The sequence below is a fragment of the Lactobacillus gallinarum genome (assembly GCF_002160635.1).
GTDB lineage: Bacteria > Bacillota > Bacilli > Lactobacillales > Lactobacillaceae > Lactobacillus > Lactobacillus gallinarum.
In genome coordinates this window covers 84,930-111,029 of the sequence record NZ_NFKZ01000001.1, presented here as the reverse complement: position 1 = coordinate 111,029, position 26,100 = coordinate 84,930, and the positions used below count along the sequence as shown (strand labels likewise).

Annotated in this window: 25 protein-coding genes, 1 tRNA gene and 1 pseudogene; 20 read left to right on the top strand and 7 right to left on the bottom strand. The window is 36.9% G+C overall.

Features of this window, described 5'->3' with window-relative positions:
* Positions 1-36: 36 nt before the first annotated feature.
* On the bottom strand, positions 37-1,470 hold the full coding sequence (locus tag B5E95_RS00700) for an APC family permease (protein WP_087175649.1): 1,434 nt from the start codon (positions 1,468-1,470) through the stop codon (positions 37-39).
* Between the two features lie 155 nt (positions 1,471-1,625).
* On the opposite strand from B5E95_RS00700, the gene B5E95_RS00695 reads away from it, so the two are divergent.
* Complete coding sequence (locus B5E95_RS00695; protein WP_087235404.1) at positions 1,626-3,113, top strand: LBA0864 family S-layer associated protein; 1,488 nt, start codon at positions 1,626-1,628, stop codon at positions 3,111-3,113.
* A gap of 44 nt (positions 3,114-3,157) precedes the next feature.
* On the opposite strand, the gene B5E95_RS00690 is transcribed toward B5E95_RS00695, so the two are convergent.
* Positions 3,158-3,229, bottom strand: a tRNA-Arg gene (locus tag B5E95_RS00690).
* Positions 3,230-3,475: 246 nt separating this feature from the next.
* Between B5E95_RS00690 and B5E95_RS00685 the strand changes: the two genes are divergently transcribed.
* The 4 genes from B5E95_RS00685 (at position 3,476) to tpiA (ending at position 7,687) form a co-directional block, all read left to right on the top strand.
* Positions 3,476-4,507 carry a sugar-binding transcriptional regulator gene (locus tag B5E95_RS00685; RefSeq protein ID WP_025005146.1) on the top strand — a complete coding sequence of 344 codons (1,032 nt, stop codon included), beginning with the start codon at positions 3,476-3,478 and terminating at the stop codon, positions 4,505-4,507.
* Between the two features lie 55 nt (positions 4,508-4,562).
* Positions 4,563-5,579, top strand: a complete 1,017-nt coding sequence (gene gap / locus B5E95_RS00680) for a type I glyceraldehyde-3-phosphate dehydrogenase (protein WP_025005145.1) — start codon at positions 4,563-4,565, stop codon at positions 5,577-5,579.
* Positions 5,580-5,691: 112 nt separating this feature from the next.
* Complete coding sequence (locus B5E95_RS00675) at positions 5,692-6,903, top strand: phosphoglycerate kinase (protein ID WP_025005144.1); 1,212 nt, start codon at positions 5,692-5,694, stop codon at positions 6,901-6,903.
* Between the two features lie 25 nt (positions 6,904-6,928).
* Complete coding sequence (gene tpiA, locus B5E95_RS00670; RefSeq protein ID WP_023061659.1) at positions 6,929-7,687, top strand: triose-phosphate isomerase; 759 nt, start codon at positions 6,929-6,931, stop codon at positions 7,685-7,687.
* A 289-nt stretch (positions 7,688-7,976) separates the two neighbouring features.
* On the opposite strand, the pseudogene B5E95_RS00665 reads toward tpiA, so the two are convergent.
* The 3 genes and pseudogenes from B5E95_RS00665 to B5E95_RS00655 form a co-directional block, all read right to left on the bottom strand.
* Positions 7,977-9,407 (bottom strand): annotated as a pseudogene (locus tag B5E95_RS00665) (transposase).
* A gap of 154 nt (positions 9,408-9,561) precedes the next feature.
* A complete protein-coding gene (locus B5E95_RS00660) occupies positions 9,562-10,083 on the bottom strand; it encodes an LURP-one-related/scramblase family protein (protein ID WP_012211631.1) in 522 nt (173 codons plus the stop codon).
* Positions 10,084-10,089: 6 nt separating this feature from the next.
* Positions 10,090-10,971 carry a Cof-type HAD-IIB family hydrolase gene (locus tag B5E95_RS00655; RefSeq protein ID WP_087235403.1) on the bottom strand — a complete coding sequence of 294 codons (882 nt, stop codon included), beginning with the start codon at positions 10,969-10,971 and terminating at the stop codon, positions 10,090-10,092.
* A gap of 68 nt (positions 10,972-11,039) precedes the next feature.
* On the opposite strand from B5E95_RS00655, the gene B5E95_RS00650 reads away from it, so the two are divergent.
* The 3 genes from B5E95_RS00650 to tsaE are packed head-to-tail and all read left to right on the top strand — an operon-like array spanning position 11,040 to position 13,218.
* Positions 11,040-11,738 carry a uracil-DNA glycosylase gene (locus tag B5E95_RS00650; RefSeq protein WP_087235402.1) on the top strand — a complete coding sequence of 233 codons (699 nt, stop codon included), beginning with the start codon at positions 11,040-11,042 and terminating at the stop codon, positions 11,736-11,738.
* 11 nt (positions 11,739-11,749) lie between these two features.
* The gene (pta, locus tag B5E95_RS00645; RefSeq protein WP_087235401.1) at positions 11,750-12,739 is read left to right on the top strand and encodes a phosphate acetyltransferase; all 990 of its coding nucleotides are present in this window, start codon (positions 11,750-11,752) and stop codon (positions 12,737-12,739) included.
* Positions 12,739-13,218, top strand: coding sequence for a tRNA (adenosine(37)-N6)-threonylcarbamoyltransferase complex ATPase subunit type 1 TsaE (gene tsaE, locus B5E95_RS00640; protein WP_087235400.1), 480 nt, complete (start codon positions 12,739-12,741; stop codon positions 13,216-13,218). The genes pta and tsaE overlap by 1 nt, the downstream gene beginning before the upstream one ends.
* A 42-nt stretch (positions 13,219-13,260) precedes the next feature.
* On the opposite strand, the gene B5E95_RS00635 is transcribed toward tsaE, so the two are convergent.
* Positions 13,261-13,794: a 3'-5' exonuclease gene (locus B5E95_RS00635; RefSeq protein ID WP_012211636.1), complete on the bottom strand. Its 534-nt coding sequence runs from the start codon at positions 13,792-13,794 to the stop codon at positions 13,261-13,263.
* A 97-nt stretch (positions 13,795-13,891) separates the two neighbouring features.
* Here B5E95_RS00635 and murB point away from each other — a divergent pair, with 97 nt between their 5' ends.
* From murB to B5E95_RS00575, 12 genes are all read left to right on the top strand, one after another.
* Positions 13,892-14,788, top strand: a complete 897-nt coding sequence (gene murB / locus B5E95_RS00630; protein WP_025005139.1) for a UDP-N-acetylmuramate dehydrogenase — start codon at positions 13,892-13,894, stop codon at positions 14,786-14,788.
* Positions 14,789-14,852: 64 nt separating this feature from the next.
* Positions 14,853-15,950, top strand: a complete 1,098-nt coding sequence (locus tag B5E95_RS00625) for an ABC transporter ATP-binding protein (RefSeq protein WP_014919107.1) — start codon at positions 14,853-14,855, stop codon at positions 15,948-15,950.
* Positions 15,940-16,752: an ABC transporter permease gene (locus tag B5E95_RS00620; RefSeq protein WP_025005137.1), complete on the top strand. Its 813-nt coding sequence runs from the start codon at positions 15,940-15,942 to the stop codon at positions 16,750-16,752. The genes B5E95_RS00625 and B5E95_RS00620 overlap by 11 nt, the downstream gene beginning before the upstream one ends.
* A complete protein-coding gene (locus B5E95_RS00615) occupies positions 16,749-17,564 on the top strand; it encodes an ABC transporter permease (protein WP_087235399.1) in 816 nt (271 codons plus the stop codon). Before B5E95_RS00620 ends, B5E95_RS00615 begins: the two co-directional genes overlap by 4 nt.
* Positions 17,561-18,634 carry an ABC transporter substrate-binding protein gene (locus tag B5E95_RS00610; RefSeq protein WP_025005135.1) on the top strand — a complete coding sequence of 358 codons (1,074 nt, stop codon included), beginning with the start codon at positions 17,561-17,563 and terminating at the stop codon, positions 18,632-18,634. The genes B5E95_RS00615 and B5E95_RS00610 overlap by 4 nt, the downstream gene beginning before the upstream one ends.
* 57 nt (positions 18,635-18,691) lie before the next feature.
* The gene (gene cdaA / locus B5E95_RS00605; RefSeq protein WP_025005134.1) at positions 18,692-19,534 is read left to right on the top strand and encodes a diadenylate cyclase CdaA; all 843 of its coding nucleotides are present in this window, start codon (positions 18,692-18,694) and stop codon (positions 19,532-19,534) included.
* Positions 19,531-20,490 (top strand): CdaR family protein, encoded by a 960-nt coding sequence (locus B5E95_RS00600; protein ID WP_087235398.1) that lies wholly within the window; start codon positions 19,531-19,533, stop codon positions 20,488-20,490. Before cdaA ends, B5E95_RS00600 begins: the two co-directional genes overlap by 4 nt.
* 30 nt (positions 20,491-20,520) lie before the next feature.
* On the top strand, positions 20,521-21,873 hold the full coding sequence (glmM, locus tag B5E95_RS00595) for a phosphoglucosamine mutase (protein WP_087175660.1): 1,353 nt from the start codon (positions 20,521-20,523) through the stop codon (positions 21,871-21,873).
* Between the two features lie 93 nt (positions 21,874-21,966).
* Complete coding sequence (locus B5E95_RS00590) at positions 21,967-22,782, top strand: Cof-type HAD-IIB family hydrolase (RefSeq protein ID WP_087235397.1); 816 nt, start codon at positions 21,967-21,969, stop codon at positions 22,780-22,782.
* A gap of 9 nt (positions 22,783-22,791) precedes the next feature.
* Positions 22,792-23,619 (top strand): Cof-type HAD-IIB family hydrolase, encoded by an 828-nt coding sequence (locus tag B5E95_RS00585; RefSeq protein WP_087235396.1) that lies wholly within the window; start codon positions 22,792-22,794, stop codon positions 23,617-23,619.
* 9 nt (positions 23,620-23,628) lie between these two features.
* Entirely contained in the window at positions 23,629-24,342 is a 714-nt protein-coding gene (locus B5E95_RS00580; RefSeq protein WP_087235395.1) for a hypothetical protein, read from the top strand.
* Between the two features lie 3 nt (positions 24,343-24,345).
* Entirely contained in the window at positions 24,346-24,813 is a 468-nt protein-coding gene (locus tag B5E95_RS00575) for a low molecular weight protein-tyrosine-phosphatase (RefSeq protein WP_087235394.1), read from the top strand.
* Between the two features lie 4 nt (positions 24,814-24,817).
* On the opposite strand, the gene B5E95_RS00570 is transcribed toward B5E95_RS00575, so the two are convergent.
* Positions 24,818-25,972, bottom strand: a complete 1,155-nt coding sequence (locus B5E95_RS00570) for a glycerate kinase family protein (RefSeq protein WP_087235393.1) — start codon at positions 25,970-25,972, stop codon at positions 24,818-24,820.
* Positions 25,973-26,100: the final 128 nt, after the last annotated feature.

Here is a 26,100-nt window from a genome sequence, read left to right as displayed (position 1 = left end):
GACCGCTGTCAACGGTCTTTTTTGTTATATCTATATCTAATTGGCCTTTGCTTCTTGATATTTTTTAATACCAGGAAGAATCAATCCCAATGCGATTAAGATGATTGGTGTTAAGATATTGAGCATTAATGTAAATGGATCTGGTGAATAAATACCAAAAATACAACATGCTGCAGTAACTAAGAAACACCAAATACCTGCGGTATAAGCTAATCCCTGAGATTTAGTCATTTGATAAGTGGTTTCAAATGATTTTTGATGCTTTCTTAAAGCAATATAAGCTGCAAATACCCAAAGGTAACGAAGTGGCATGGTAGTTGAGTTTAACTTAACTAATTGAGCCATTACAGCTTGTGCGTTAGGAACAAATGCTTGGATAGCAATTAAACCACCTGATAAAACAACGATCATCCAAATACCATTGATATAAGCACCATGCTTGTTAAGCTTGAATAAACCTTTAGGAATAAATTCTTTTGCTTCTTTACTTCCCAAAAGCATTCTAAGCGGTGCGTCAATACTAATTACTAAGGTGGAGAATTGACCAATTACATTGCACCATGAGTAGATGTACATGAATAATCCACCAACATGGTAGTATTCGCCTAGTTTTTGGAAGGCCATGTAGGCACCATTTGAAATATATTCATTCAAATTAGCATTAACGACCTTCGGATCAAACATCAATGCCATGGCAAAGGTACCTAAAATTGCTGATACCATAACCATGATTGCTAATGCCATCATTGCCTTAGGGAAATTCTTGGAAGGATCTTTTACCTTATTAACATAAGGCGAAATCTTTTCACAGCCACCAACGGCAAATACTAAGATTGAAAGAGAAGTAAAGTATTTAACGTTGAAAGTTGGCATTAAATTCTTCCAATTAAGATCAATGTGGTAAAATCCTGCTCCTGGATTAATAGCCGGAGCGGCAAACATCATGATGATAAACAAAATTGACATGATGAACATTGAAGAACCTGCGATAGTTGCTAAGCCCTTTAATACAGGAATACCACGACTTGCTACCCAGCAGAAGAATAAAAATACAACTAATGTTGCAAATTGTGTCCAAGCAGTAGGTAATCCGTCGTACCATCTGGTGTTACCAAAGATGCCCCAAGCCATAGCTCTTAAGCCACCGGTACCTTTACTAGAAATATATACGACGTGGCAAGCCCAATAAGTCCAACCTGCATAATATGCCCATTTTGCACCCATTGTGGCATTTACCCAAGATGATACCCCACCTTCGGTATTTTTGAATGTAGCACCTAGTTCACCAACCATCAGTGCATAGGGAACAAAGTAGAGAAGGAACATGACTACCCAACTGAAGATGACCTTTGTTCCATCAAAGTAGACGTACCCATTAACAACGTTACCAAATCCCCAAACAGTGGAGAACGCCATCATTGCCAGAGTAGTCCACATCATCTTTTTGGGATTGTTTTGTGATTCGACCATAAAAACACTCCTAATATAAATTGTGAACCCTTTCATTATATAACAATGCCATTAGTATGTTCTTATATTAATTTTTTTTTAATAATATAAGAACATTTTTGATGAATTGGTGCTAGGATATGAGTATATGTTGTTTTTTTAAGGAGGAAGAATGAATGAGAAACAATAAAAAGCTAATTTTAGCTGGTTTGTTGATTGCTGGAAGTTTATTAACTATTAATGGTCAAGCAAACACTGTTCAAGCTAAAAGCTACGGCAAGGCTGTTACTAAAATTGCAGGTAATGGTAATTATGCAATTTATCACAATGTTTCAAGCAAGGGACCAAGCGGCAAGTTTACTTCAACTAAGTATTTTAAACATGGTCAAATTCAATCAAAGGAATCTAGATCAACCAGAAAAGGTACTTTCTGGAAGATTATTGTTGATGGTCGCAATGTTGGTTGGGTAAGTGAAAAATTCTTTGCACGTAACCAAATCTCTGTTGCTAATGAGGTAAGCTTAGTTAAAAATAGTGATTACAGCTTCCCTACTAGAGATGCGATTAACTACGCTACAGATGCACATGGTACTGCAATTAATCCTAATAAGGTTCATGTTTCTAGAAAGTATGTAAGTACTAATCCAGACAAAGTAACCTATAGTTATGGTAAAGCAAAGGCAGAAGTTAATATTGACGTTCATGATGGTGATATGGCTTCTCCAAGTGTTACTCCGAAGAAGGGCTTTAAGACTACTTCTACTTGGAATGGTGGCTCAAAGGGCTCATCTAGAAACTGGAATCGTGCACATGGATACCGTTCAGAAACTACTAGCAACACCATTAAGAGCAATGGCTTAACTCTTAGAACTCGTTTGTTCCAACCTAGATTTTTGAGTTTAGGTTATGGTCAAGCTGGGGATGCAATGGGCCAAGTTGGTGTAATTCCTGAAGGTATGACAGTTAACGGCGGTATTTTCACTACTTCATTATTTACAAGCAGCAATAGTCAATATGGACACTTAGTTTCATATAACTTGAATGCATTAAAGAGCAAGTATGCTGCACAAAATCTTACTACTATGAAGTGGAGCACTTTTAAGTCATACGCTAAAAACATTAAAGTAAGTCCATATATTAAATTGGGTCACGGTCAATCATTAGGTTCTTCATCAAGTTACATCTACGTATTGGCTAATGACAATAAATACAATAATGGTCCTGCTTCAGAAGAAATCTTACAAATTCGCAAGAGCGATATGAAGATTAACAAGATTTGGACATTTAGAATTTCAGATAATCGTTACATTCACAACGCTACTTTTGTAGGCGACGATACTATGTACGCTTTATTCCACAATGGTGGTCATAACTGCTATGAATACTGGAAGTTAACTAGAGATGGTGATACTTGGAATGCTACTGAAGTTGGTGCAACTGAAGGTAGATTTATTTCTAATTCACCAGTTCAAGGCTTTGCTTATGGCGACGGTCACTTCTTCATTGGCTTTAATGACAACATCTTTAAGGTAAGTGAAAATGGCTCTGCACAAAAGCATTACCGTTTCAACACTAAACGTGAAATTGAAGGTATGTCAGCAACTGGTTCAAGATTGTATGTACAATTTGCACAACGTGCTGAATTGACTTCAGGTAAGTTTTAATAGTAAATGAAAAAGCTAGAGCAATTGCTCTAGCCTTTTTTGTATGGGTCCCCTGGGAGTCGAACCCAGATTTTAAGAACCGGAATCTTACGTGCGATCCATTACACTAAGGACCCAAACTACGCAGCCTCTAGTATAACAGAAAAAGAATATAAATAGAAATGATTTTGTGAGCCTTACAATTTTTTTAAAATAGCCGATCTTTTTCTTGAATTACGAAAAATACATTGTTATACTAACAGTGTCGATTGGGAAATGTATGAATTTGAAATAGTTGTACGTTTCTCTTATATTTTTAAGTATTCTGGGACAGCAATCGACACAGATGTGGTCATTAAGCGTCCCAGGGAAAGGAGGGAACGATGAATTCGGACTTTTCTTTGCTCGAAGCGCTCGTTCCCGACGTCTTAAAGATTCTTCGACAAAGGTATCTTGTCCTTGAGCAGATAGCACTGCATGCGCCGATTGGGCGTAGAAGTGTAGCTCAACATTTAGGGCTTTCAGAAAGAAACATTAGAACCGAAACTGAATATTTGAGTCAATTAGGTTTGATTGAAACTAAAAGTTTTGGAATGTTTTTAACTGAAAAGGGCGAGAAAACATTACAAGATGCGGGGCCATTGATTGACCGTCTCTTTAATGCGGGTGAAACAGAATTAGCACTGGCTAAGAAATTAGGGATTGAAAGAACCTTGATTGTACCAGGTAATGCTGATTTGCAAGATCGCGTTTATGAAGAGATGGGAGAAGAGTTAAGTTCAGCTTTAAATTTACTCTTGCCATTAGGTCATTCAATAGTTACAATTCTAGGTGGAGCGGCTTTAGCAAAATCTGCTAAGTATTTATCTCCTAGTTTAGGGAATAACCGCCAGTTAGAATTTGTTCCTGGTCGAGGAGCCTTGGGCGAAAATGTAGAAACGCAAAGTAATACAATCGTCCAAGAAATGGCGGCTAAAACTTCGGGTACGTATAAGACATTGTATTTACCTGAACAGGTTTCAGCTGCAGCGTATAAATCTTTGATACGTGAATCCTCGATTGCGGATGTTCTGCAAGATATTTCACAAAGCGATGCAGTGATCCATGGTATTGGGTTAGCCCAAGAAATGGCGCAGCGTAGAGGGTATAATTCAATTAGACTTTCGGAGCTTCGTGAAAAGAAGGCCGTCACCGAATGTTTCGGGTGTTTCTTCGATGAAAAAGGCAAGGTTGTCGACCGTATCACCCAGGTTGGATTACAGTTTGAGAACCTATATAAAATACCCCACATATTTGCTTTTGCATGTGGTGCAAGAAAAGCCAAAGCAATAAAAGCATATATGCCCAATGCACCTCATCAAACCTGGTTAATTACTGATGAGGGTGCCTCAAATATGATTTTAAAGGGGAAATAAAATCCCGTTTAAAATAAATTGTTGTTTATAGTTCTTAAAGGAGGACTTTTAGGTTATGACAGTTAAAATTGGTATTAACGGTTTCGGCCGTATCGGTCGTTTAGCATTCCGTCGTATTATGGACTTAGGCGAAAAGAGTAAGGACATCGAAGTTGTTGCTATCAACGACTTGACTACTCCATCAATGCTTGCTTACTTACTTAAGTACGACACTACTCATGGTACTTTCAACCACGAAGTTTCATCAACTGAAGATGCTATCGTAGTTGACGGTAAGAAGTACCACGTATACGCTGAACCACAAGCACAAAACATTCCTTGGGTTAAGAACGATGGTGTTGACTTTGTTCTTGAATGTACTGGTTTCTACACTAGCAAGGCTAAGTCACAAGCTCACCTTGACGCAGGTGCTAAGCGTGTATTGATCTCAGCTCCAGCTGGTAACGACTTGAAGACTATCGTTTACTCAGTAAACGAAAACACTTTGACTGCTGACGACAAGATTGTTTCAGCTGCTTCATGTACTACTAACTCACTTGCACCAATGGCTAACGCTTTGGACAAGGAATTCGGTATCGAAGTTGCTACTATGACTACTATCCACGCATACACTGGTACTCAAATGACTTTGGATGGTCCTGCTCGTAGTGGTAAGGAACAAGACGCTCGTGCTGCTGCTGAAAACATCATTCCTCATACTACTGGTTCAGCTAAGGCTATCGGTTTGGTATTGCCTAACTTGAACGGTAAGATGAACGGTCACGCACAACGTGTTCCAGTTCCAGATGGTTCAGAAACTGAATTAGTATCAATCTTGAGCAAGAAGGTTACTGCTGACGAAGTTAACGAAGCTATGAAGAAGTACGAAAGCCCATCATTTGCTTACAATGGTGACCACATTGTTTCAAGCGATGTTTTGAACATGACTGCTGGTTCAATCTTTGACCCAACTCAAACTATGGTAACTACTGCAGGTGACAAGCAATTAGTTAAGACTGTTGCTTGGTACGACAACGAATACTCATTCACTTGCCAAATGGTTCGTACTTTATTACACTTTGCTACTCTTTAATCATTAATTTAAATTAACTGATTATAGTTAAGTGGTAATTGAGAAGGCGGAGGGAGATTCTTCCTTCCGCCTTTTTTTGAAGGAAAAATATCAAAATAATCGGAGGATTATAATGGCTAAATTAATCGTTGACGATCTTGATGTTAAAGGCAAAAAGGTTTTAGTACGTGTAGACTTCAATGTTCCAATTAAGGACGGCGTTATCGGTGATGACAACCGTATCGTTGCTGCACTTCCAACTATCAAGTACATCATTGAACACGGTGGTAAGGCTATTTTGCTTAGTCACTTGGGCCGTATTAAGTCAGATGCTGACAAGAAGGAATTATCATTAAAGCCAGTTGCTGAACGTTTAAGTGAACTTCTTAAGAAGCCTGTAACTTTTGTACCATCAAACGAAGGTAAAGAAGTTGAAGATGCTATCAACAACATGAAAGATGGCGACGTTGTTGTTCTTGAAAATACTAGATTCCAAGATATCGACAATGACTTTGGTAAGCGTGAATCAGGTAACGATCCTAAGCTTGGCGAATACTGGGCAAGCCTTGGTGACATGTTTGTAAACGACGCATTTGGTACTGCTCACAGAAGTCACGCATCAAACGTTGGTATCGCTACTGCAATGAAGGAAAACGGCAAGCCTGCAGCTGCCGGTTACTTACTTGAAAAGGAAATCAAGTACTTAGGTGACGCTGTTGATAACCCTGTACACCCATTCGTAACTATCTTGGGTGGTGCTAAGGTTTCAGACAAGATTGGTGTTATTAACAACTTGATTCCTAAGTCAGACCACATCTTAATCGGTGGTGGTATGGCTTACACCTTCTTAGCAGCTCAAGGCCACAAGATCGGTAAATCATTATTTGAAGCTGATAAGGTAGACCTTGCTAAGGAATTGCTTGAAAAGGCTGGCGACAAGATCGTTCTTCCAGTTGACAACGTAGCTGCAACTGAATTCTCAAACGATGCTTCACGTGAAGTTGTTGGTGATGACATTCCTGACAACATGATGGGTCTTGACATTGGTCCTAAGACTATTGCTAAGTTCAAGGACATCTTAAAGGATGCTAAGACTGTTGTTTGGAACGGACCAATGGGTGCTTTCGAAATGCCTAACTTCGCAGAAGGTACTTTGGAAGTTGGTCGTGCATTAGCAGATCTTACTGACGCAACCACTATTATCGGTGGTGGTGACTCAACTGCTGCTGCTAAGCAATTGGGTATTGCACCTAAGATCAGCCACATTTCAACTGGTGGTGGTGCTTCACTTAACTACCTTGAAGGTAAAGTATTGCCAGGTATCGCTTGCGTACAAGACAAGTAATTTAAGTTAAGGAGATAATAGACTAATGAGCCGTACACCAATTATTGCTGGTAACTGGAAGTTACACATGAATCCAGAACAAACTACTGAATTCGTTGACGCTGTTAAGGACAAGTTGCCAGATCCAAGTAAGGTAGAATCACTTATTTGTGCACCTGCAGTTGACCTTGATGCTTTAAGAAAAGCAGCTAAAGGTTCAAACTTACACATCGGTGCTGAAAACTGTTACTTTGAAGACGAAGGTGCTTACACCGGTGAAACTTCACCTAAGGTCTTGAAAGAAATGGGTATGGACTACGTAATTATTGGTCACTCAGAACGTCGTGGTTACTTCCACGAAACTGATGAAGACATTAACAAGAAGGCTAAGGCAATCTTTGCTAATGGCTTGAAGCCAATCATTTGCTGTGGTGAATCACTTGAAACCCGTGAAGCAAACAAGCAAGAAGACTGGGTTGTTGGTCAAATTAAGGCTGCTTTAGATGGTCTTACTGCTGAACAAGTTTCAAACCTTGTTATTGCTTATGAACCAATCTGGGCTATTGGTACTGGTAAGACTGCTTCATCAGACCAAGCTGAAGAAATGTGCAAGACTATCCGTGAAACTGTTAAGGACTTGTACAACGAAGAAACTGCAGAAAACGTTCGTATTCAATACGGTGGTTCTGTAAAGCCAGCTAACGTTAAGGAATTAATGTCAAAGCCTGACATTGATGGTGGCTTAGTTGGTGGTGCTTCACTTAAGCCTGAATCATACTTAGAATTGGTAAACTACCAAGACTAATCTGATTATTAAAAAAGGAACTTCTTAATTAAGGAGTTCTTTTTTATTATGCATTTGATAACAGACAATAGAGCCTAAAACTTTTATTAAATGCCCAAATGTAAAGGAATACATTAAGAAATAATAACATTTAACCCCTTGTATTTTTTACCTAAAAAAGTATAATAAGTAATGGAGGTTGAAATATTACAGAGTAAACCTTCATTATTCAGTCTCTGTCTAATAATTCCTTATTACTTAATAAATACAAACTTTATGGCAGAAGATACATCTATATCTATATCACTTTCTAGAAAGTGTCTGGGAAAAAACTAACTCTCAGATACAAAAAGACGATCAACCTAACTCTTAATTTGAGTTGCTTGACCGTCTTTTTCTTTTCGCTTAAACAAAATTGGTCCTTTGACCACCTTCTGTTCCAATATTTGCTTAAATTCATCATCATGAAGGCTATTCCCACATCGGTTTCAACCTTCTTTTTGCCTCTTAAATGAGTTCGACGCATGCCAAAAACATTCTTCAAATGTCCAAAAATCGGCTCCACATCATACTTTCTCATTCTGTAGATGTGACTGCCTTCAGGACTTTGGAGAACTGCTTTGACTTTTTCTTTTAAGTATTGCCAGTTAGGATTATAGCGACCCTGACCAGTCGTTTTATCTTTACCCCGACTATAATATTTGAAGCTAAATCTAACGCCGTTTTGATCAAGGTAGTAATCGTCTTGTTCATCATAGAACCAGTTAGCTAGCTTAGATGGATCGTTTTTGTACTTTCTGGTTTGTTCCTTTTCATACATGGTATAAGGGATATAGTACTGCTTAAAGTCAGTCGGATTAGGATACAAGGCGAAATCAACTACATACTGATCCGTCGTAGCGACTTGAATATTATAGCCTGGCTTAAGCTGACCATTTCTCATGTGATCTTCTTTCATATGCATGAAAGTCGCGTCGTGGTCGGTCTTGGAATAGCTATTGCGCCCAGCAAAGATTGCTTTTGCCTCTTCGTATTTCTTCATTCTAGGAACATAGTCTTTTCTGAGTTTATGAAGCAGCTTCTTAAGACCGCGCCTTCTTGCTTTTCTAGGCGATCCACCAGGAATGGCTTTAGGCTCTCGGGCAATCTCTTCAGTCAGCTTTTCAATTTCAGCTTCCGTTTCTTGCGCTAGCTCTGCCAATCCTTGACTGGTCTGGACTTGCTCTTTTGCCATTGCTTTGACGACTTCTTTGGCAATCAGTTCATCATATAGTTCAACTGCCTTGCGCCAAACGAAAGTATAGAGATTGGCATCAGCTTCAATTTTGGTGCCATCAATAAAGATAGCTCCTTCATAGACCTTCCTGCTCTAATAGGTTCGTAAAGTAAAGGAAGCTTTTCTAATCAATTCGTTGGCGTAGTCGCTCGATCTAAAATTATTGATAGTATGGTATGAGATCTTTTGATGCTCTGCCAGTACCATCATCGGCAGATTTTCTTCTAGCATCAGCGCAATTTTTCTGCCTGAGAATACTCTGCGAGAATAGGCAAAGAGCAAGATCTTGAGCATCATGGCTGGGTGATAGGCAGAACGTCCGGTTTTGGCAGTATCGCCAAACAAGACGTCTTCTGGAATCGAATCGACGAACCAGCTAATGGCGTTAGCTAAGTGATTATTAGGTATAGCAAAGTCTAAATTAAGTGTTAAAGCCGTTTGGCCTGTGATATAATTCTTGTACATGATAGTTTCCACCTTCTTATTTTTATATTGTGGTGATTTAATAATATCAAGGCAGAAACTAAAAGTATAGAAAAAGAACGATGAAATCGAATAGGAAATCATCGTTCTTTTTTTATGTCTTAGGAATTAGTTTTTTCCCAGACACTTTTTCTGATTAATTAGGATTAATTTCTAATTTTTTTGCTATTGGTGGAAATGTAGGTAATTTTAATGGGGTTACGTGCCATTGGGTAAATAATACTGAAGTAAGTAAAATAAATGGAATATCTTCTGGCTTGGTGATATTGCATGTTAGGACAACCCCATGTTCTGCAACGATTGTCTTGACGTTAGCAATACTTTTAAAGCCCGATCTAAAAGTATAGGTCCCTCGTTTAATACTTCCCGTAACGATATATTTTAGTTGAGTCAGATAAAATATATTAGTATTAGGCGTATTAAGCTTTTTGACACTAACTAGAGAGTGATCTACTACGTCAATAGTAAAGGATGCAATCAGTCCAGTACCATCAGTAAATAAGCGTCCAATTTCGTTTCTGTTAGTGTCATATAAATATAAAGTATGATTTGGGTTATCGAGATTTCCTTGAATAATAAATTCAATTTTTCCTTTAGGATTGATCACAGGAATTTGACCATAATCTTTTTCTTGATTAAGTTCCAGCCAAAACAACATACTTTGTCACCTCTGATCTTGTTTATTTTCCTTTATAAATTGATTTAAGATATAAGCTACACCGTCTTCGTTATTAGTTTTAGTAGTGATTTGTGCTAACTTTTTTATTGCTGGAATGGCATTACCCATGGCTACTCCTGTTCCAGCTTCACGAATCATGCTTTCATCATTTAAATTATCTCCGATAGCCGCAATTTCGTCACGTTTAATATTTTTTAGTTTAGCGTAATCAAGAAGGGCGATCCCTTTTTGTGCTTGGTGAGCATTGATTTCAATATTAGATGATGAACTAGAAGTAACAACTAAATCCTCAATTTTTGCCACTTCTTTTTTAACATTATCAAAGGCTTCATGACCACGTGAATCAAATGCAATGATTTTCATTACTTCAACATCAGGATCATGTAATAGGTCCTCAAAATGGTCAACTTGTTTCATGTTCATGATAGTCTTATTTCCGGCAGAGATTGCGACTGCTTGTTTAAAATCAAGTAAAGGATTTAGATCGACCATTAAATGCGCTACATTAGAAATACGCTGGTTAAGGTCTTCAGTATAAACTTGATCAGCAGTGATGATTTCAAAATAAAATCCTGCCTGATGTAATAATTCAACAAGTTTTAAAGCCTTAGAAGTTGGGATTTTATGTTTGACCATTAATTTGCCGTCTTCATCGAAAACTAGGGCTCCATTTAAATTGATAAAACCAGTATGTAAACCAGCATCTTTTAGAACTGCGCGAGATTCACGTGGAGCTCGACCGGTAGCAATTAAAAATTCAATACCGTTATTTTGTGCATTTTTCACAGCTTGAATATTTGCTTCAGAAACGGACATATTAGAATTAAATAATGTACCATCAAGATCGCAAGCCACCAATTTGATCATAAAATTTCCTCCCAATTACTATTAAATTAATGATACCATAAAGGAGATTAGAAAAGAGGGTGTAAGACTTGGCTAAAGAATTAATCGGTAATGACTGGGATAAAATTTTAGATCCAGTTTTTGCAAGTGATAAGTATCACGAATTACATAATTTTTTAAAAGAAGAATATTCTACTAAACGTATTTTTCCAGATATGTATCATATTTTTACTGCTTTTAAATTAACACCGTTTAACAAAACTAAAGTAGTGATTTTGGGCCAAGATCCATATCATAATCCGGGACAAGCAAATGGCATGAGCTTTTCAGTTATGCCAGGTACACCATTGCCACCATCACTTAGAAATATTTATAAGGAACTTTATGATGATGTTGGTGCTCGTCCGGTTAACCATGGCTATTTAAAGAAATGGGCCGACCAAGGCGTCTTGCTTTTAAATGCTGTGCTAACTGTTCCTTATGGTCATGCTAACGGCCATCAAGGTAAGGGATGGGAAGATGTAACAGACACTGCGATTAAGGCTTTAAGTGAACGTGGAAAGGTTGTTTTTATTTTATGGGGTAGATTTGCTCAAAATAAAATCCCATTAATTGATCAAAGTAAGAATTTTATTATAAAATCATCTCATCCGAGTCCATTTTCAGCTGATCGAGGATTTTTTGGTTCTCGACCATTTTCACGTTGTAATACGGCATTGCTTAATTTTGGCGAGACGCCTATTGATTGGCAATTGCCAGAAACAGTGAATAAATCTGATTTAGCATAAGAGGTATATATATGAGTGTATTTTCATTATTTAAAAAGCAAGTTGAAGCAGCAAAAGACAAAAAAAGAATTGTTTTTCCTGAAAGTGACGATTTAAGAATTTTGACTGCCGTTTCTAATTTGAATAAAGACGGGATAGTTGAGCCAATTTTAATTGGCAAAAAAGAAAATGTCGCCAAAATAGCGGAAGAAAATAATTTGGATCTTACCGGGGTAAAGATTTATGATCCAAATAATTATGCGGATTTAGATAAAATGGTAAAGGCATTTATAGCAGCTAGAAGAAAAGATACTAGTGCAGCCGAGGCTAAAGCCAAATTAGCTAAGGAAAACTATTTCGGTACAATGTTAGTAAAGATGGACTTAGCAGATGGAATGGTATCCGGTGCAGCTCATTCAACCGCCAATACTGTTTTGCCGGCTTTGCAATTAATCCATGCTGCTGAAGGGATGCATCGTGTATCTGGCGCCTTTGTAATGGAAAAAGATGATGAAAGATATATTTTTGCTGATTGTGCAATTAATATTGAGCCTGATGAAGAGACTTTGGCTGAAATTGGTTATCAATCAGCACAAACAGCTAAGATGGCTGAAATTGATCCTAAAGTAGCCTTTTTAAGCTTTTCTACTAAAGGTTCAGCTGAAGGACCAATGGTTGATAAGGTTCATGATGCAGCCGCAATGTTCCAAAAGAGTCATCCGGAAATTCCAGCAGATGGTGAATTGCAATTTGATGCCGCATTTGTTCCAGCTGTTGGTGAAAAGAAGGCACCTGGTTCTAAAGTAGCAGGACATGCAAATGTCTTTGTCTTCCCAGAGCTTCAATCAGGAAATATTGCATACAAGATGGTTCAACGTTTGGGCGGCTTCACTGCTGTAGGTCCAATCTTACAAGGTTTGGCTGCACCAGTTAATGACTTATCTCGTGGCTGTAGTGAACAAGATATTTATGATTTAGCAATTGTTACAGCTGCTCAAGCTTTAGCAAAGGATGAAAAATAATGACTAAGTTAGAAATTAATTCTGCAGAGGAGATGCAAAAGTTAGGTGCATCTTTGGCCAAAACGGCTAAGCCGCATGATTTGCTCTTATTAAATGGTGATTTGGGTGCCGGGAAAACCACTCTTACGCAGGGCTTAGGACGCACACTAGGCATACATCGACCTGTAAAAAGCCCAACTTTTACTATTGTGCGTGAATACCGTGAAGCTGAATTACCGCTTTTCCATATGGACTTTTATCGTTTAGAGAATGATGATTTATCATCAATTGACTTAGATGGCTATTTGGCTGAACCTGGCTTGGTAGTAATTGAATGGCCTCAGTTGGTAATGAACGATTTGCCTGATGAATATTTGCAACTAACTATTACACGAGTAGATGATAGTTGGGATTCAACTAAGCGTGTAGTTGAATTGAATGCACATGGTGAACGCAACGAAGAATGGGTTAAGGATGCTTTAACCGAATACGAAAAATAATATAAAAAATGATCTAGGATTATTCATGTCCTAGATCATTTTTTATATTTGATAAATCAAATTTTTAATTGCTTCGTCACCGAATTTTTTATTTTGATTAATTAAAATTCCTGCACATGCTTCACTATCACTTAGAGCATTGTGATGGTGCCATAGTTCTACATCTAAAGCATCTGAAACTGTATCTAACTTATGATTAGGTAGTTCAGGCTCAAATAACTTGCTTGTAGCTAAAGTATCGATGACCAAATAATGAGGTTCTTCGATGTTATAACGAGCTAGGCTTTGACGCATCACGTTGGTATCAAATCTAGCATTATGAGCAGCGACTAACATACCTGGTTGATATAACCCCTTTATTTTTGGCCAAACCTCAGCCATGGTCGGTGCATTTTTGACATCATCGGCAGTAATTTGATGTACTTGAATATTGCGAGCATCAAAAGACATTTGCGGATTAATCACTGTGTAAAAACGATCTACAATCTTATTGTCTCTAACCATTACTAAAGCTAAAGAACAAGCACTTTCAGGAAAATGATTAGCTGTTTCAAAATCCATTGCAATAAAATTCATAATTTTCTCCTTTGAAAATAAAGTATCACATTATTATGGGTGAAGCTAGGCTCTATATGATGTAAAATAAAACAAGAAACTATAAGGGGGCAAAATTGTGGAATTACTTGATCTGAAAAAACAAGGAATTAATATTAAAGAGCAAATTCCATTAAGTAGATATACTTTTACTAAAACTGGTGGGGAAGCGGAATACTTAGCCTTTCCTAAGAGCACTGATGAAGTAGAAAAATTAGTGAAAGTTACTCGTGAAAATAAGATTCCATTAACGATTATTGGTAATGCCTCAAACCTGATTATTCGCGATGGCGGAATAGATGGTTTAGTTATTATTTTAACGGATTTAAAAGAAATAAAAGTAAAAGATAATAAAGTAACAGCTGATGCAGGCGCAAAAATTGTTGATACTGCTTTTACAGCAGCCCATCATGGACTAAGCGGCATGGAATTTGCTGCAGGAATTCCAGGTAGTATAGGCGGTGGCGTATTTATGAATGCCGGGGCCTATGGCGGTGAAATGCAAGAAGTAGTAGAAAGTGTCAATGTTTTAACAAGAGCCGGAGAATTTAAGACTTATTCCAATAAAGAAATGGAATTCAGTTATCGTCATTCTTTAGTGCAGGATAATGGTGACATCGTACTTAGCGCTACCTTCTCATTAACTCCAGGAGATAGGTTGGAAATCTTAGATCATATGCATTATTTAAATGCATTGCGTCGCTATAAGCAACCGCTTGAGTATCCTTCATGTGGTAGTGTATTTAAACGACCAACAGGTCACTTCGTAGGGCCAATGATTATTAAAGCAGGTTTGCAAGGTAAACAAGTTGGTGGTGCTCAAGATTCAACCAAACACGCTGGCTTTATTGTTAATAAGGGCGGAGCTACTGCCACAGATTATCTTAATTTGATTCATTTGATTCAAAAAGTAATCAAAGAAAAATATGATATTGATTTACATACGGAAGTAAGAATCATCGGTAAAGAAAAATAGAATAGATTAACTAAAACAAACTACAGGCTATCAAACTTGTAGCTGTTTTCATGTGGGGATGGAAATGGATATTATTAAGTTAAAGCACATTACTAAGCAATATGATGATGGTTTCGTTGCGCTTAAGGATATTAATTTAACAATTGAATCGGGAAAATTTTATTCTTTGCTTGGCCCAAGTGGATCTGGTAAATCAACTATTTTGCGTATTATTGCTGGCTTTTCACAACCAAGTAGTGGGCAAGTCTTTTTCGATGGAAAAGACATTACAGATTTAGATGCAGCTAAGCGACATATTAATACTGTCTTTCAGAATTATGCACTTTTTCCGCATTTAAATGTCTTTGAAAATGTTGCTTTTGGTCTAAAGATTAAAAAGCAACCGATGGATAAAATTAAGCCCGCTGTTAAAGAGGCCCTCCATATGGTGCGCCTGGATGGGTATGCTAATCGTGAGATTTCTGAACTTAGTGGTGGTCAACAACAGCGTGTCGCAATTGCCCGGGCAATTGTTAATGAACCAAAAGTGTTGCTACTTGATGAATCGCTGTCGGCTCTTGATAAGCGTTTGCGTAAAGACATGCAATTTGAATTGAGAGCTATTCAAAAGAAGCTTGGGATTACTTTTATTTTTGTTACTCATGATCAAGAGGAAGCTCTTTCGATGAGTGACGAAATTTTTGTTTTAAACGATGGCATGATCCAACAAAGCGGTAGTCCTGTTGCGATCTACGATGAACCGGTTAATGATTTTGTTGCGCGTTTTATTGGCGATTCTAATATCTTATCAGGACGAATGATTAAAGATTATGAAGTTGAATTTGCTAATAATAAGTTTAAATGTGCGGATGGTGGGATTAAACCAAACGAAAAGGTTGAAGTGGTAATTCGGCCTGAAGATTTGGATATTGTTGCACCTGAAAAAGGCAATATTGTAGTTACTGCGCAAACACAATTATTTTTAGGTGATCACTTTGAGATCAAAGCTGTAGATGCTAATGAAAATGAGTGGCTAATTCATTCAACTAATGGAGTGAAATTGGGTGAACGCGTGGGCTTGTTCTTTGATCCCGAAGATATTCACGTTATGCGGCTTAATGAAAGTCAGGAAGACTTTGATGCGCGGATAGAGAAGTATGAGGGGGATGAAAATGAAAACTAAAAAAGCTTTCTTTTTAGTCCCATATTTGGCTTGGATTATTTTATTTGTCATTTTGCCAATTTTGCTTATTTTATGGTATTCGTTCACAGATAGTAGTCATAGCTTTACTTTAAGTAATTACGTTACATTTTTTAAGAACGGTACTTTTCTTAAAATGATGATTAATTCGTTTTGGTATGCCTTTTTAATTACTTTAATTACACTACTGATTTCGTATCCTGCGGCTTATTTTTTAACCAAGATGAAAAATCAACAGTTATGGCTTTTGTTAATTATTTTGCCAACTTGGATTAATTTATTATTGAAAGCATATGCTTTTATTGGGATTTTGGGTAATAACGGTCTAGTAAATAAGTTTTTGCACTTGTTTGGCATCGGCCCCGTAAATATTTTATTTACCGACTTCGCTTTTATTTTTGTTGCAACTTACATTGAAATTCCATTCATGATTTTGCCAATTTTTAATGCAATTAAAGAAATCTCGCCAGCGGTAATCCAAGCATCAGAAGATCTGGGAGCAAGCAAGTGGCAAACATTTCGCTATGTATTATGGCCATTGTCCCGTCCTGGAGTTGAAAGTGGTGTGCAAGCGATCTTTATTCCATCGTTATCACTATTTATGTTGACGCGTTTAATTGGTGGTAACAAAGTTATAACTTTAGGTACCGCAATCGAAGAGTATTTCATGACAACCATGAATTGGAACATGGGTGCCACGATTGGTGTGGTTTTGATCGTATTGATGATATTGGTAATGCTTCTTACCAATAAGAAGACTAAGAGAAAGAAGGTTAATCTATGAGAAACAAGCATTTAATAGCTAGAATCTATCTTTCTTTCACATTGGTTTTATTATATGTGCCTATTTTTTATTTGATTTATTTCTCTTTTTCAAGTGGAAAAAATATGAATAAGTTTGAGCATTTTACTTTTGCTCATTATCAAACTTTATTTCAAGATAATCGTTTACTAGCAATATTTTTAGAGACGATTTTATTGGCACTTCTCTCTAGTTTAATTGCGACGATTATTGGTACTTTTGGTGCGATTGCGATTAGTGCCATGAAAAAAGAAGCACATAAAAATACTACTTTAGCATTAAATAATGTATTGATGGTTTCACCTGACGTGATTATTGGTGCTAGTTTTTTGATTTTCTTTACTGCATTAGGAATAGGATTAAATTTCGGCTCCGTTTTACTTAGTCACATTGCTTTTTCTATTCCAATCGTAGTTTTGATGGTCTTGCCGCGACTTAACGAAATGGACTACTCTCTGATCGATGCCGCACGAGATTTAGGTGCTAATTCATGGCAAGTGGTTAGTCACGTATTGATTCCGACGATCATGCCGGGCATTTTTTCCGGTTTATTCATGGCATTAACATATTCACTAGATGATTTTGCCGTGACATTTTTTGTTACTGGAAATGGCTTTTCAACTTTGTCTGTAGAAATCTATTCAAGAGCACGTCAAGGGATTGATCTAGAAGTTAATGCCTTAAGTACAGTGATGTTTTTGTTCGTCTTACTTTTAGTAGGAATATATTACTTTATTACCACTAAAAAGAGCAGACGCAAGAATCATAGGGTAATAGGAGGATTGGTCAGATGAAAAAAATCATCATTGCCATTGGAGCAATTCTTCTAGCATGTTTAGGACTTGCGTTTTGGGCTCATCAATTAGAAAAGCCGGCTGCTGCAGGTAACGGACAAAACTTAATCATTTACAATTGGGGCGATTATTTAGATCCGCAATTAGTAAAAAAGTTTGAAAAGCAGACTGGTTATCATGTGGTATATGAAACCTTTGATTCTAATGAAGCAATGTATACCAAGATTAAGCAGGGAGGAACAGCTTACGATCTAACTATTCCTTCTGAATATATGGTTACCAAAATGCGCAAGGCTCATTTACTAGATCAACTGGATAAAAAAGAAATCCCTAATATGAAATATATCGGCAAGAGTTTTTTGCACAAATCTTTTGATCAAAACAATGATTACTCAGTCCCTTATTTCTGGGGAACGTTGGGAATTGTTTATAATGATAAATTTGTCAAAAAAGGTGCCATTAAAAATTGGAATGATCTTTGGTCTAAAAAATATCGCAATCAGATCTTATTAGTGGATTCTGCTAGGGATGCGATGGGAATATCTTTAGTTTCATTAGGCTATTCTATGAATACTACGAGCAGTTTAAGATTACGTCTAGCGCAAACAAAGCTAGATAGTTTAGGTACTAATATTAAAGCGATTATATCTGATGAGATGAAGATGTATATGATTCAAAATGAAGCCGCTATTGGGTTAACCTGGTCAGGGGAAGCACATGAAATGATGGAAAATAATCCACATCTACACTATATTGTGCCAGAACAAGGCTCCAACTTGTGGTTTGATAACTTTGTTATTCCTAAAACTGCCAAAAATAAAAAAGCGGCTCTTCAATTTATCAATTTTATGCTTAAACCTGAAAATGCGGCACAAAATGCGGAATATGTAGGATATGCAACGCCAAATATTAAGGCGCAGCATTTGTTGCCAAAGAGAGTAAGAGAAGATAAGCAATTTTATCCTGATGAAAAAACGCTGCGAAACTTGCAAGTCTTTAAAGATTTAGGTCCTAAGAAGACGCAAGAATATAATGACCTGTTTTTAGAATTTAAGATGTATGCCCGCTAAAAGTGGATATGTTTTTTACAGCTGGTCAGTTATAATCAAGATAGAAAGGAGTCGTAAATGCATTTTAATTTCTCTAACTTATTTACATGGAATAATTTTTCGATTGCTCTCGATATTTTAATCATTTGGTATTTAGTTTATCGCTTGATTATGCTAATTCGGGGTACCAAAGCAGTGCAATTAGCCAAAGGGATAGTTTTTATCTTTATTGTGAGAATTATCGCTGGTTTATTACAATTGCATGCCGTAACGTATATAGTCGATCAAATTGTATCCTGGGCAGTAATTGGAATTATTGTAATATTCCAACCAGAAATTAGACGTGGACTAGAAAGATTAGGTCGGACACCAATTTTTAGTGGGCGTGGTGAAAGTGCTCATGCTAAGTCTGTGAAGATGGTGCAAGAATTGGACAAGGCTATTCAGTATATGTCTAAAAGACGTATCGGTGCATTGATTACTATCCAGCAGGATACGGGTTTAGATGATTATATTGAAACTGGGATTAAGCTTGATGCTGACATTACCGGTGAATTATTAATCAATATTTTCATTCCTAATACGCCACTCCATGACGGTGCGGTTATTATTAATAATAACCGAATTGCAGTAGCAGCAGCTTATTTGCCCTTATCTGATAGCAGCATGATTCCGAAAAGATTGGGAACTAGACACCGTGCAGCCGTCGGAATTTCTGAAGTTACAGATGCTGTGACAATTGTAGTATCAGAAGAAACCGGTGGCGTTACAATTACTAAAAATGGACGCTTCTTACTAGATTTAACTAGAGAAGAGTATCTTAAATATCTTAATGCGCAACTGGTACCTAAAGAAGAAAAGAAAATTCCTTGGATTCGTCGAGTAATTAACAAAGTTTGGAAATGGGGTGCGGGCCGATGAAAGATTTTTGGGATAAACGTTGGTTTATCAGAGTGGTCTCGCTATTATTTGCTATTTTGTTAGTAGTTTATATTGATTCAACCCAAACGGGTTTTGTCACTCAAGGTGAACCAAAGAAAACTCGGCAAACAGCTAGTGAAACTCAGACAATTAGTGTACCCTTGCAAGTATCTGTAGATACTGATAAGTATTACGTAGTTGGCTATCCCGAAAAAGTTAAGATTACTTTAGAGGGATCAAATGCATTGGTGACTTCAACTGTTAATACTCAAAGTTTTAGAGCATATATTGATTTAACTCATAAAAAGACAGGAAAACAAACGGTTAAAGTTCAAGTTACTGGACTCAATAGTCAACTTTCGTATACGATTAACCCGGCTACCGTTAATGTAGACATTGAACGACGAAAATCTAGTACCATGCCAGTGCAAATAGAGTATAATAAAAATGCTGTTGCAGATGGATATGATATTGGAACGGCCAGCGTCGATCCACAAAAAGTTGAAGTCACAGGAGCAAAAGGCGAAGTTAATCAAATTGATCAAATTGTAGCTAAATTAGGTTTGCCTAATGGCATTAATCACTCCTATGAGAGACAAGTGATGTTGGTAGCTAAAGATAATAAGGGGCGTCAGCTAAATGTGGTAATTAATCCATCTACAGTAAGAGCAAGACTTCCTATTTCTTTATCACATAAAAAGGTCAAATTGAATTTGAAACCTAAAAACGAAGATAGTAATAAGGTATATTCGGTGACAGCTAAGAATGATGAAGTTACTCTCTATGGGCAAGAGTCAACATTAGCTAAAATAAAGAAATTGGATGTTGATGTTGATTTGAAGGAGATTCATTCTTCAACAGTGAAGAACTATCCTTTGGTATTGCCTAAGGGTGTTGCTCGAGCTGACCCTTCATATGTACAGATAGTGATTAAAGCGAAGAGCGTAAATAATTAAATTTAGGTAGCAAGAAAGGTTGTTTATTAAATGCTTAAATATTTCGGAACTGATGGTGTTCGTGGCGTAGCTAATCAAGGCTTAACTCCAGAAATGGCTTTTAAATTAGGTCGTGATGGTGGATATGTTTTGACTAAGAACAAAAAGGAAGGCGAACAAGCTAAAGTTTTAGTTTCTCGCGATACTCGTATTTCTGGTCAAATGCTTGAATATGCACTTATTTCAGGTCTTCTTTCAGTGGGTATTGAAGTTCTTGAAGTTGGTGTAATTACTACTCCAGGGCTTTCATACTTGGTTAGAGCACAAGGTGCAGATGCTGGTGTCCAAATTTCAGCATCTCACAACCCTGTTGAAGACAATGGTATTAAGTTCTTTGGTAGCGATGGCTTGAAACTTTCAGACGAAATGGAAGAAGAAATTGAAAAGTTAATTGATGCTAAGGAAGATACTTTACCACGTCCTTCTGCAGAAGGCTTAGGTACTGTTACTGACTTCCATGAAGGTAGTGCTAAGTACTTACAATTTATCGAAAATACTATTCCAGAAGATTTAAGTGGTATTAAAGTAGTAATTGATGGTGCTAATGGTGCTTCAAGTGCTCTTATTTCTAGATTGTTTGCTGACTGTGGCGTAGACTTTACTACTATTTACACTCATCCAAATGGTTTAAACATCAATGATCACTGTGGTGCAACTCATACTGAGAACTTACAAAAAGAAGTTGTTAAGCAAGGTGCACAACTTGGCTTGGCATTTGATGGAGATGCCGATCGTTGTATTGCTGTTGACGAAAACGGTAATGAAGTTGACGGTGACCACATTATGTACGTTATCGGTTCATATTTAGCTGAACATGGACGTCTTAAGAAGGATACTATCGTTACAACTGTAATGAGTAACCTCGGATTTACTAAGGCTCTTGAAAAGGAAGGCTTAAAGAATATCCGTACTCAAGTTGGTGACCGTTACGTTTCTGAAGAAATGCGTGCTCATGGTTACAACCTTGGTGGTGAACAATCAGGTCACGTTATTATGAGCGACTACCACAACACTGGTGACGGTATGCTTACTGGTCTTCACTTGATGTTAGTTATGAAGAAGACTGGCAAGTCACTTAGTGAACTTTTAAAGGACTTCAAGGATTACCCACAATGCTTAGTAAATGTTCCAGTTAAGGATAAGAAGAGCTGGAAAGAACATCAACCAATTCTTGATGTAATTGCTGAAGTTGAAAAAGATATGAACGGCAATGGTCGTGTACTTGTTCGTCCTTCAGGTACACAAGATCTTCTTAGAGTAATGGCAGAAGGTCCTACTCAAGAAGAAACTGATGCATATGTTGACCGCATCGTTAAAGTAGTTGAAAAGGAAATGGGTAAGTAATAATTATTTATTCAAACTAAAAGTCGTGAGTTGGCTCACGGCTTTTTGTATAATTAAAAATAGCTTTGTTTTTTAGTCAAGGGAGGAATAAAAATGGCGATAAAATTAATTGCAGTTGATTTGGACGGCACTTTATTATCAAGTAGTAATACAATTTTACCGGAAACGCAAAGAATGCTCAGGGTCGCTTCTGAAAATGGAATAAAAGTAGTACTAGCAACAGGTCGACCACTTTCAGGCGTTTTATCATTTGCAAAGCAATTGGGATTATCAGGTGATGACCAATATGCAATTGTTTTTAATGGAGCGGTTATTCAAACTATTGCTGGTAAAGTATTGATGAGTCAGGAGCTTAATTATCAAGATTTTAACAACATGCTTCGCTTCCAACGTTTAAGTCATGTTAATGTGCACTTTGAGACTACTAAGTATTTCTTGACCTGTGATCACGATTTATCTGTCCAAATGCAAATTAACGCTGCCTTGACTAACAATATTATGAAAGTAAGAGAACGTAAGGATATTCCACAAGATTTTACCTTTAATAAAGTAGGGTTTACTTCGTGGGAAGGCAGTGATCAAGTTGAAAAACTTTGGAATAATTTGCCATCCTGGGCTTTTGACACATATGATATCGTACGTAGTTTTGATAGTATTATCGAGTTAAATGCGTTAGGCGCTTCTAAAGGGAATGCTTTGATGGATTTGGCAAGCAGACTTAAGATTGATCAAAAAGATGTGATGATCTTTGGTGACCAAGGAAACGATATTTCTATGTTTTCAAATCCTAACTTTATGAAAATAGCAATGGGAAATGCTATTGGTGCGATTAAAGATAAAGCTGACTATGTGACTGATGATAATGATCATAACGGTATTGCTAAGGCTTTGAAGAAGTTTGTTTTGTAAGGATAAGTAATGATTAAGTTAATTGCAGTTGATATGGATGGCACTCTTTTGCAGTCCAATAATCAAATTGGTGAAGAGACCAAAGAAGTATTAAAAAAAGCAGATCAATTTGGTATAAAAATTGTGCCAGCATCAGGTCGCCCACTTCCAGGTGTAGTTCCGTATATGGAAGATTTGGGAATAATTGGTCAAGATAATTATGCCGTTTTATATAATGGTGGGTTAGTTCAATCTGTTTCTGGAAAAGTTTTAATTAGTCATCAATTTGATTATGCCGAATTTAAGAAAATGCTGAGCATTCAAGAACAAAATCTTGGGATTAATCTTCACTTTATGAGAAAGCATGATTATGTGACTTTAGATCGATTAATTTCTACGCAAATGGCTAAGATGTCGGCGGTTAGTGCTACTCCTTTTGTAGTTAAAGATTTCGCTGAAATACCTCGTGATTTCACGTTTATTAAAGCTGAATTTACTGGAGAAGAAGACAAGCTGGATCGATTAGGTCAGCAATTTACACCAGATTTTAAACAAAATTATAATGTGGCACGAAGCGATCCAAAAATCTGGGAAATTAATAAAAAGGATGCTTCAAAAGGTAATGCAGTGCATGAATTAGCTCAAAAATTAAATATTAAAGATAATGAAGTGATGATTTTCGGTGACCAAGGCAATGATATGTCAATGTTTGAAGTTGCTGATTTTAACAAAGTAGCTATGGGTAATGCCATCGATGCAATTAAAGATAAAGCCGATTTTGTTACCAAGTCTAATGACGAAGCTGGAATAGCATATGCAATTAATAAATTGATTTTTGAAAAAGCAGAAAAAAGGTAGATATATGATATGAAAAGTATAGTAAACATACTATTGCGCCTAATCATGGTTGCTTGTACGGCGATTTCCTTTTTCCTACTGTTAACAAGCAATGTAAGTTTAAAAATTAATGATACGCAGGCAATGGGCAAAGAAGTGATTAATCGAGTTGTTCAGGAGTCTGATAATTCTAACTTAAAAATCGGTGTGCAGTTGCTAGAAGATACAGGGCTAGAGCAAACTTTATTAGATCAATTGCCTAAGAAATATCAAATTGAAATGTCTTATGCTGACTTATATCGATTATGTGAAAAGTATAATGAAAAAGGAAAATTATCAACCACGGATTTAGGATTGACCAGTAAAACAAAATTAGAGGAAATAATTAATGAATATCTAGTAAAACAGATTAATAATAAACTGGATGAAAAATCAGAAGAGATTTCTCATGTTATCATTATTTATGAATATTCTATTTTTGGCGTAGGTTTATTATTTTTGTTAGCAGCTATTCTAATTATTTTTGGTCGTGCTTGGGCCTCAATACCGTTGACAATTGCAGCACTAGGATCATTTGCCGTTTTATGGATTTTCTCTAATGAAGCAATGACATCACTTCAAAGCAGAGTTTATAGTGGTATTTTGGTAACCTTGTCCTCTAATATATGGTTAGGGCTAATAATTGCAATAGGTACTGCTATTGTATGGCCATTTATCGTTAGTCTAATGAAAAGGATAAAATAAAAGATGAAAAAGATTTTGTTTATTTGCCATGGTAATATTTGTCGTTCACCTATGGCGGAAGCAATTATGCAACATTTAATTAAAGAAAATGGATTAGAAAATTCATATTTGGCAGAATCTAAAGCTACAACGCAAGATGCAATAGGTAGATCAATTGATACTAGAGCTCAAAGAGAATTAGAGAAGAATAGCATTCCATACGATCGTAGTCATCGAGCAAGTCAAATGACTGCTGCTGATTATGATAAATATGAATATTTGATTTGTATGGATGAAGAAAATTTTGCAGATATGAATCGCATTACAGGTGGGGATCCTCAACATAAGGAACATAAATTACTAGAGTTTGCAGGTTCTTACCAAGATGTGGATGATCCATGGTATACGAATGATTTTGATACTGCGTATAATGAAATTTATAAGGGATGCGACGCATTAGTTAAAAAATTAGCAAATGAAAAGGATGAGTAAAAGCTCATCCTTTTTTCGTACTTATGATTAAACGCACGATATTTTCGGTAGTACGCGCAATATTTTTGGGTCCGTCTTTTAGTGCTTGACGTATATCTTCAGCTTTATCAAGAATGCCGAAGATAGCGGTAAAACCTTCATCATATAGTTGTTCGATCCCTTCACCCAAATAACCTGCTAGTGAAATAGCGGGAATATTATCTTTTTTAGCGATTTGAGCAACACCATAAGGGGTCTTACCAAATTTAGTTTGAAAATCAGTTCCACCTTCACCGGTGAAAACAAAATCTGCACCTTTAATTTTGTCAGCTAAATGAGTTTCGTGAGCGATAAGCTCTACACCATGATGAATTGTGGCATTTGTAAAGGCGAGAAGACCAGCACCAAGGCCGCCCGCAGCTCCGCTTCCCGGAATTGCGGCAACGTCTTTTTTGCAGGTTTGTTGAATGAGTGCGGCATAGTGTGATAAGTTTTGATCTAATTTTTTCACTGCCTGAGCATCTGCACCTTTTTGTGGACCGAAGACGGCAGAAGCACCATTTTGTCCGGTAAGCGGATTAGTAACATCACTAGCTATTAAAACTTGAACGTCTTTTAGTCGAGGATTAATGGCAGAAAGATCTATTTTAGCTATTTGGTTTAAATCACCACCACCAAGTTTTTTAGTTATTTCATGATTATTTTGATCAAAAAATTTTACACCAATTGCTTGTGCCATGCCGGCGCCGCCATCATTAGTACTACTGCCGCCTAAACCAATGATAATTTTATTTACGTTATGCTTTAATGCATCATTAATTAATTCACCAGTACCGTAGGTAGTAGTCTTCATAATAGTTTCAGGAGTTCTATTATTTTTGTCAACGTACGTTAGGCCACTAGCTTGTGCCATTTCGATGATTGCAGTTTTTTGATCACCTAAAATGCCATAATAGGCATTAACTTTTTTGCCTAATGGATCAGTCACATTAAGAAAATGTTTTTGACCATTAGTTGCATCAATTAAAGAATCGGTTGTACCTTCACCGCCGTCAGCCATTGGTACAGAAACTACTTCTGCATCGGGAATGGCTTTTTTTATTCCTTTTTTCATTGCCTGACATACTTCTGAAGCTGTCATGCTTTCTTTGAAAGAGTCAGGCGCTAAGACAAATTTCATTTGAATACCTCGCTTTTCATATATTTTAAAATAATTTGCCCTTTTTTACAAAGTTCTATTGACACCGCTTACAATTTTGGCTATTATAATAACTGTAAGTGAGCGGATTACTGATACGATCAGGTCTT

Coding starts and splice junctions, on each gene's coding strand:
- B5E95_RS00700 (WP_087175649.1), bottom strand. CDS start 1,470: ATGGTCGAATCACAAAACAATCCCAAAAAGATGATGTGGACTACTCTG.
- B5E95_RS00695 (WP_087235404.1), top strand. CDS start 1,626: ATGAGAAACAATAAAAAGCTAATTTTAGCTGGTTTGTTGATTGCTGGA.
- B5E95_RS00685 (WP_025005146.1), top strand. CDS start 3,476: ATGAATTCGGACTTTTCTTTGCTCGAAGCGCTCGTTCCCGACGTCTTA.
- gap (WP_025005145.1), top strand. CDS start 4,563: ATGACAGTTAAAATTGGTATTAACGGTTTCGGCCGTATCGGTCGTTTA.
- B5E95_RS00675 (WP_025005144.1), top strand. CDS start 5,692: ATGGCTAAATTAATCGTTGACGATCTTGATGTTAAAGGCAAAAAGGTT.
- tpiA (WP_023061659.1), top strand. CDS start 6,929: ATGAGCCGTACACCAATTATTGCTGGTAACTGGAAGTTACACATGAAT.
- B5E95_RS00660 (WP_012211631.1), bottom strand. CDS start 10,083: ATGTTGTTTTGGCTGGAACTTAATCAAGAAAAAGATTATGGTCAAATT.
- B5E95_RS00655 (WP_087235403.1), bottom strand. CDS start 10,971: ATGATCAAATTGGTGGCTTGCGATCTTGATGGTACATTATTTAATTCT.
- pta (WP_087235401.1), top strand. CDS start 11,750: ATGAGTGTATTTTCATTATTTAAAAAGCAAGTTGAAGCAGCAAAAGAC.
- tsaE (WP_087235400.1), top strand. CDS start 12,739: ATGACTAAGTTAGAAATTAATTCTGCAGAGGAGATGCAAAAGTTAGGT.
- B5E95_RS00635 (WP_012211636.1), bottom strand. CDS start 13,794: ATGAATTTTATTGCAATGGATTTTGAAACAGCTAATCATTTTCCTGAA.
- B5E95_RS00625 (WP_014919107.1), top strand. CDS start 14,853: ATGGATATTATTAAGTTAAAGCACATTACTAAGCAATATGATGATGGT.
- B5E95_RS00620 (WP_025005137.1), top strand. CDS start 15,940: ATGAAAACTAAAAAAGCTTTCTTTTTAGTCCCATATTTGGCTTGGATT.
- B5E95_RS00615 (WP_087235399.1), top strand. CDS start 16,749: ATGAGAAACAAGCATTTAATAGCTAGAATCTATCTTTCTTTCACATTG.
- B5E95_RS00610 (WP_025005135.1), top strand. CDS start 17,561: ATGAAAAAAATCATCATTGCCATTGGAGCAATTCTTCTAGCATGTTTA.
- cdaA (WP_025005134.1), top strand. CDS start 18,692: ATGCATTTTAATTTCTCTAACTTATTTACATGGAATAATTTTTCGATT.
- B5E95_RS00600 (WP_087235398.1), top strand. CDS start 19,531: ATGAAAGATTTTTGGGATAAACGTTGGTTTATCAGAGTGGTCTCGCTA.
- glmM (WP_087175660.1), top strand. CDS start 20,521: ATGCTTAAATATTTCGGAACTGATGGTGTTCGTGGCGTAGCTAATCAA.
- B5E95_RS00590 (WP_087235397.1), top strand. CDS start 21,967: ATGGCGATAAAATTAATTGCAGTTGATTTGGACGGCACTTTATTATCA.
- B5E95_RS00585 (WP_087235396.1), top strand. CDS start 22,792: ATGATTAAGTTAATTGCAGTTGATATGGATGGCACTCTTTTGCAGTCC.
- B5E95_RS00580 (WP_087235395.1), top strand. CDS start 23,629: ATGAAAAGTATAGTAAACATACTATTGCGCCTAATCATGGTTGCTTGT.
- B5E95_RS00575 (WP_087235394.1), top strand. CDS start 24,346: ATGAAAAAGATTTTGTTTATTTGCCATGGTAATATTTGTCGTTCACCT.
- B5E95_RS00570 (WP_087235393.1), bottom strand. CDS start 25,972: ATGAAATTTGTCTTAGCGCCTGACTCTTTCAAAGAAAGCATGACAGCT.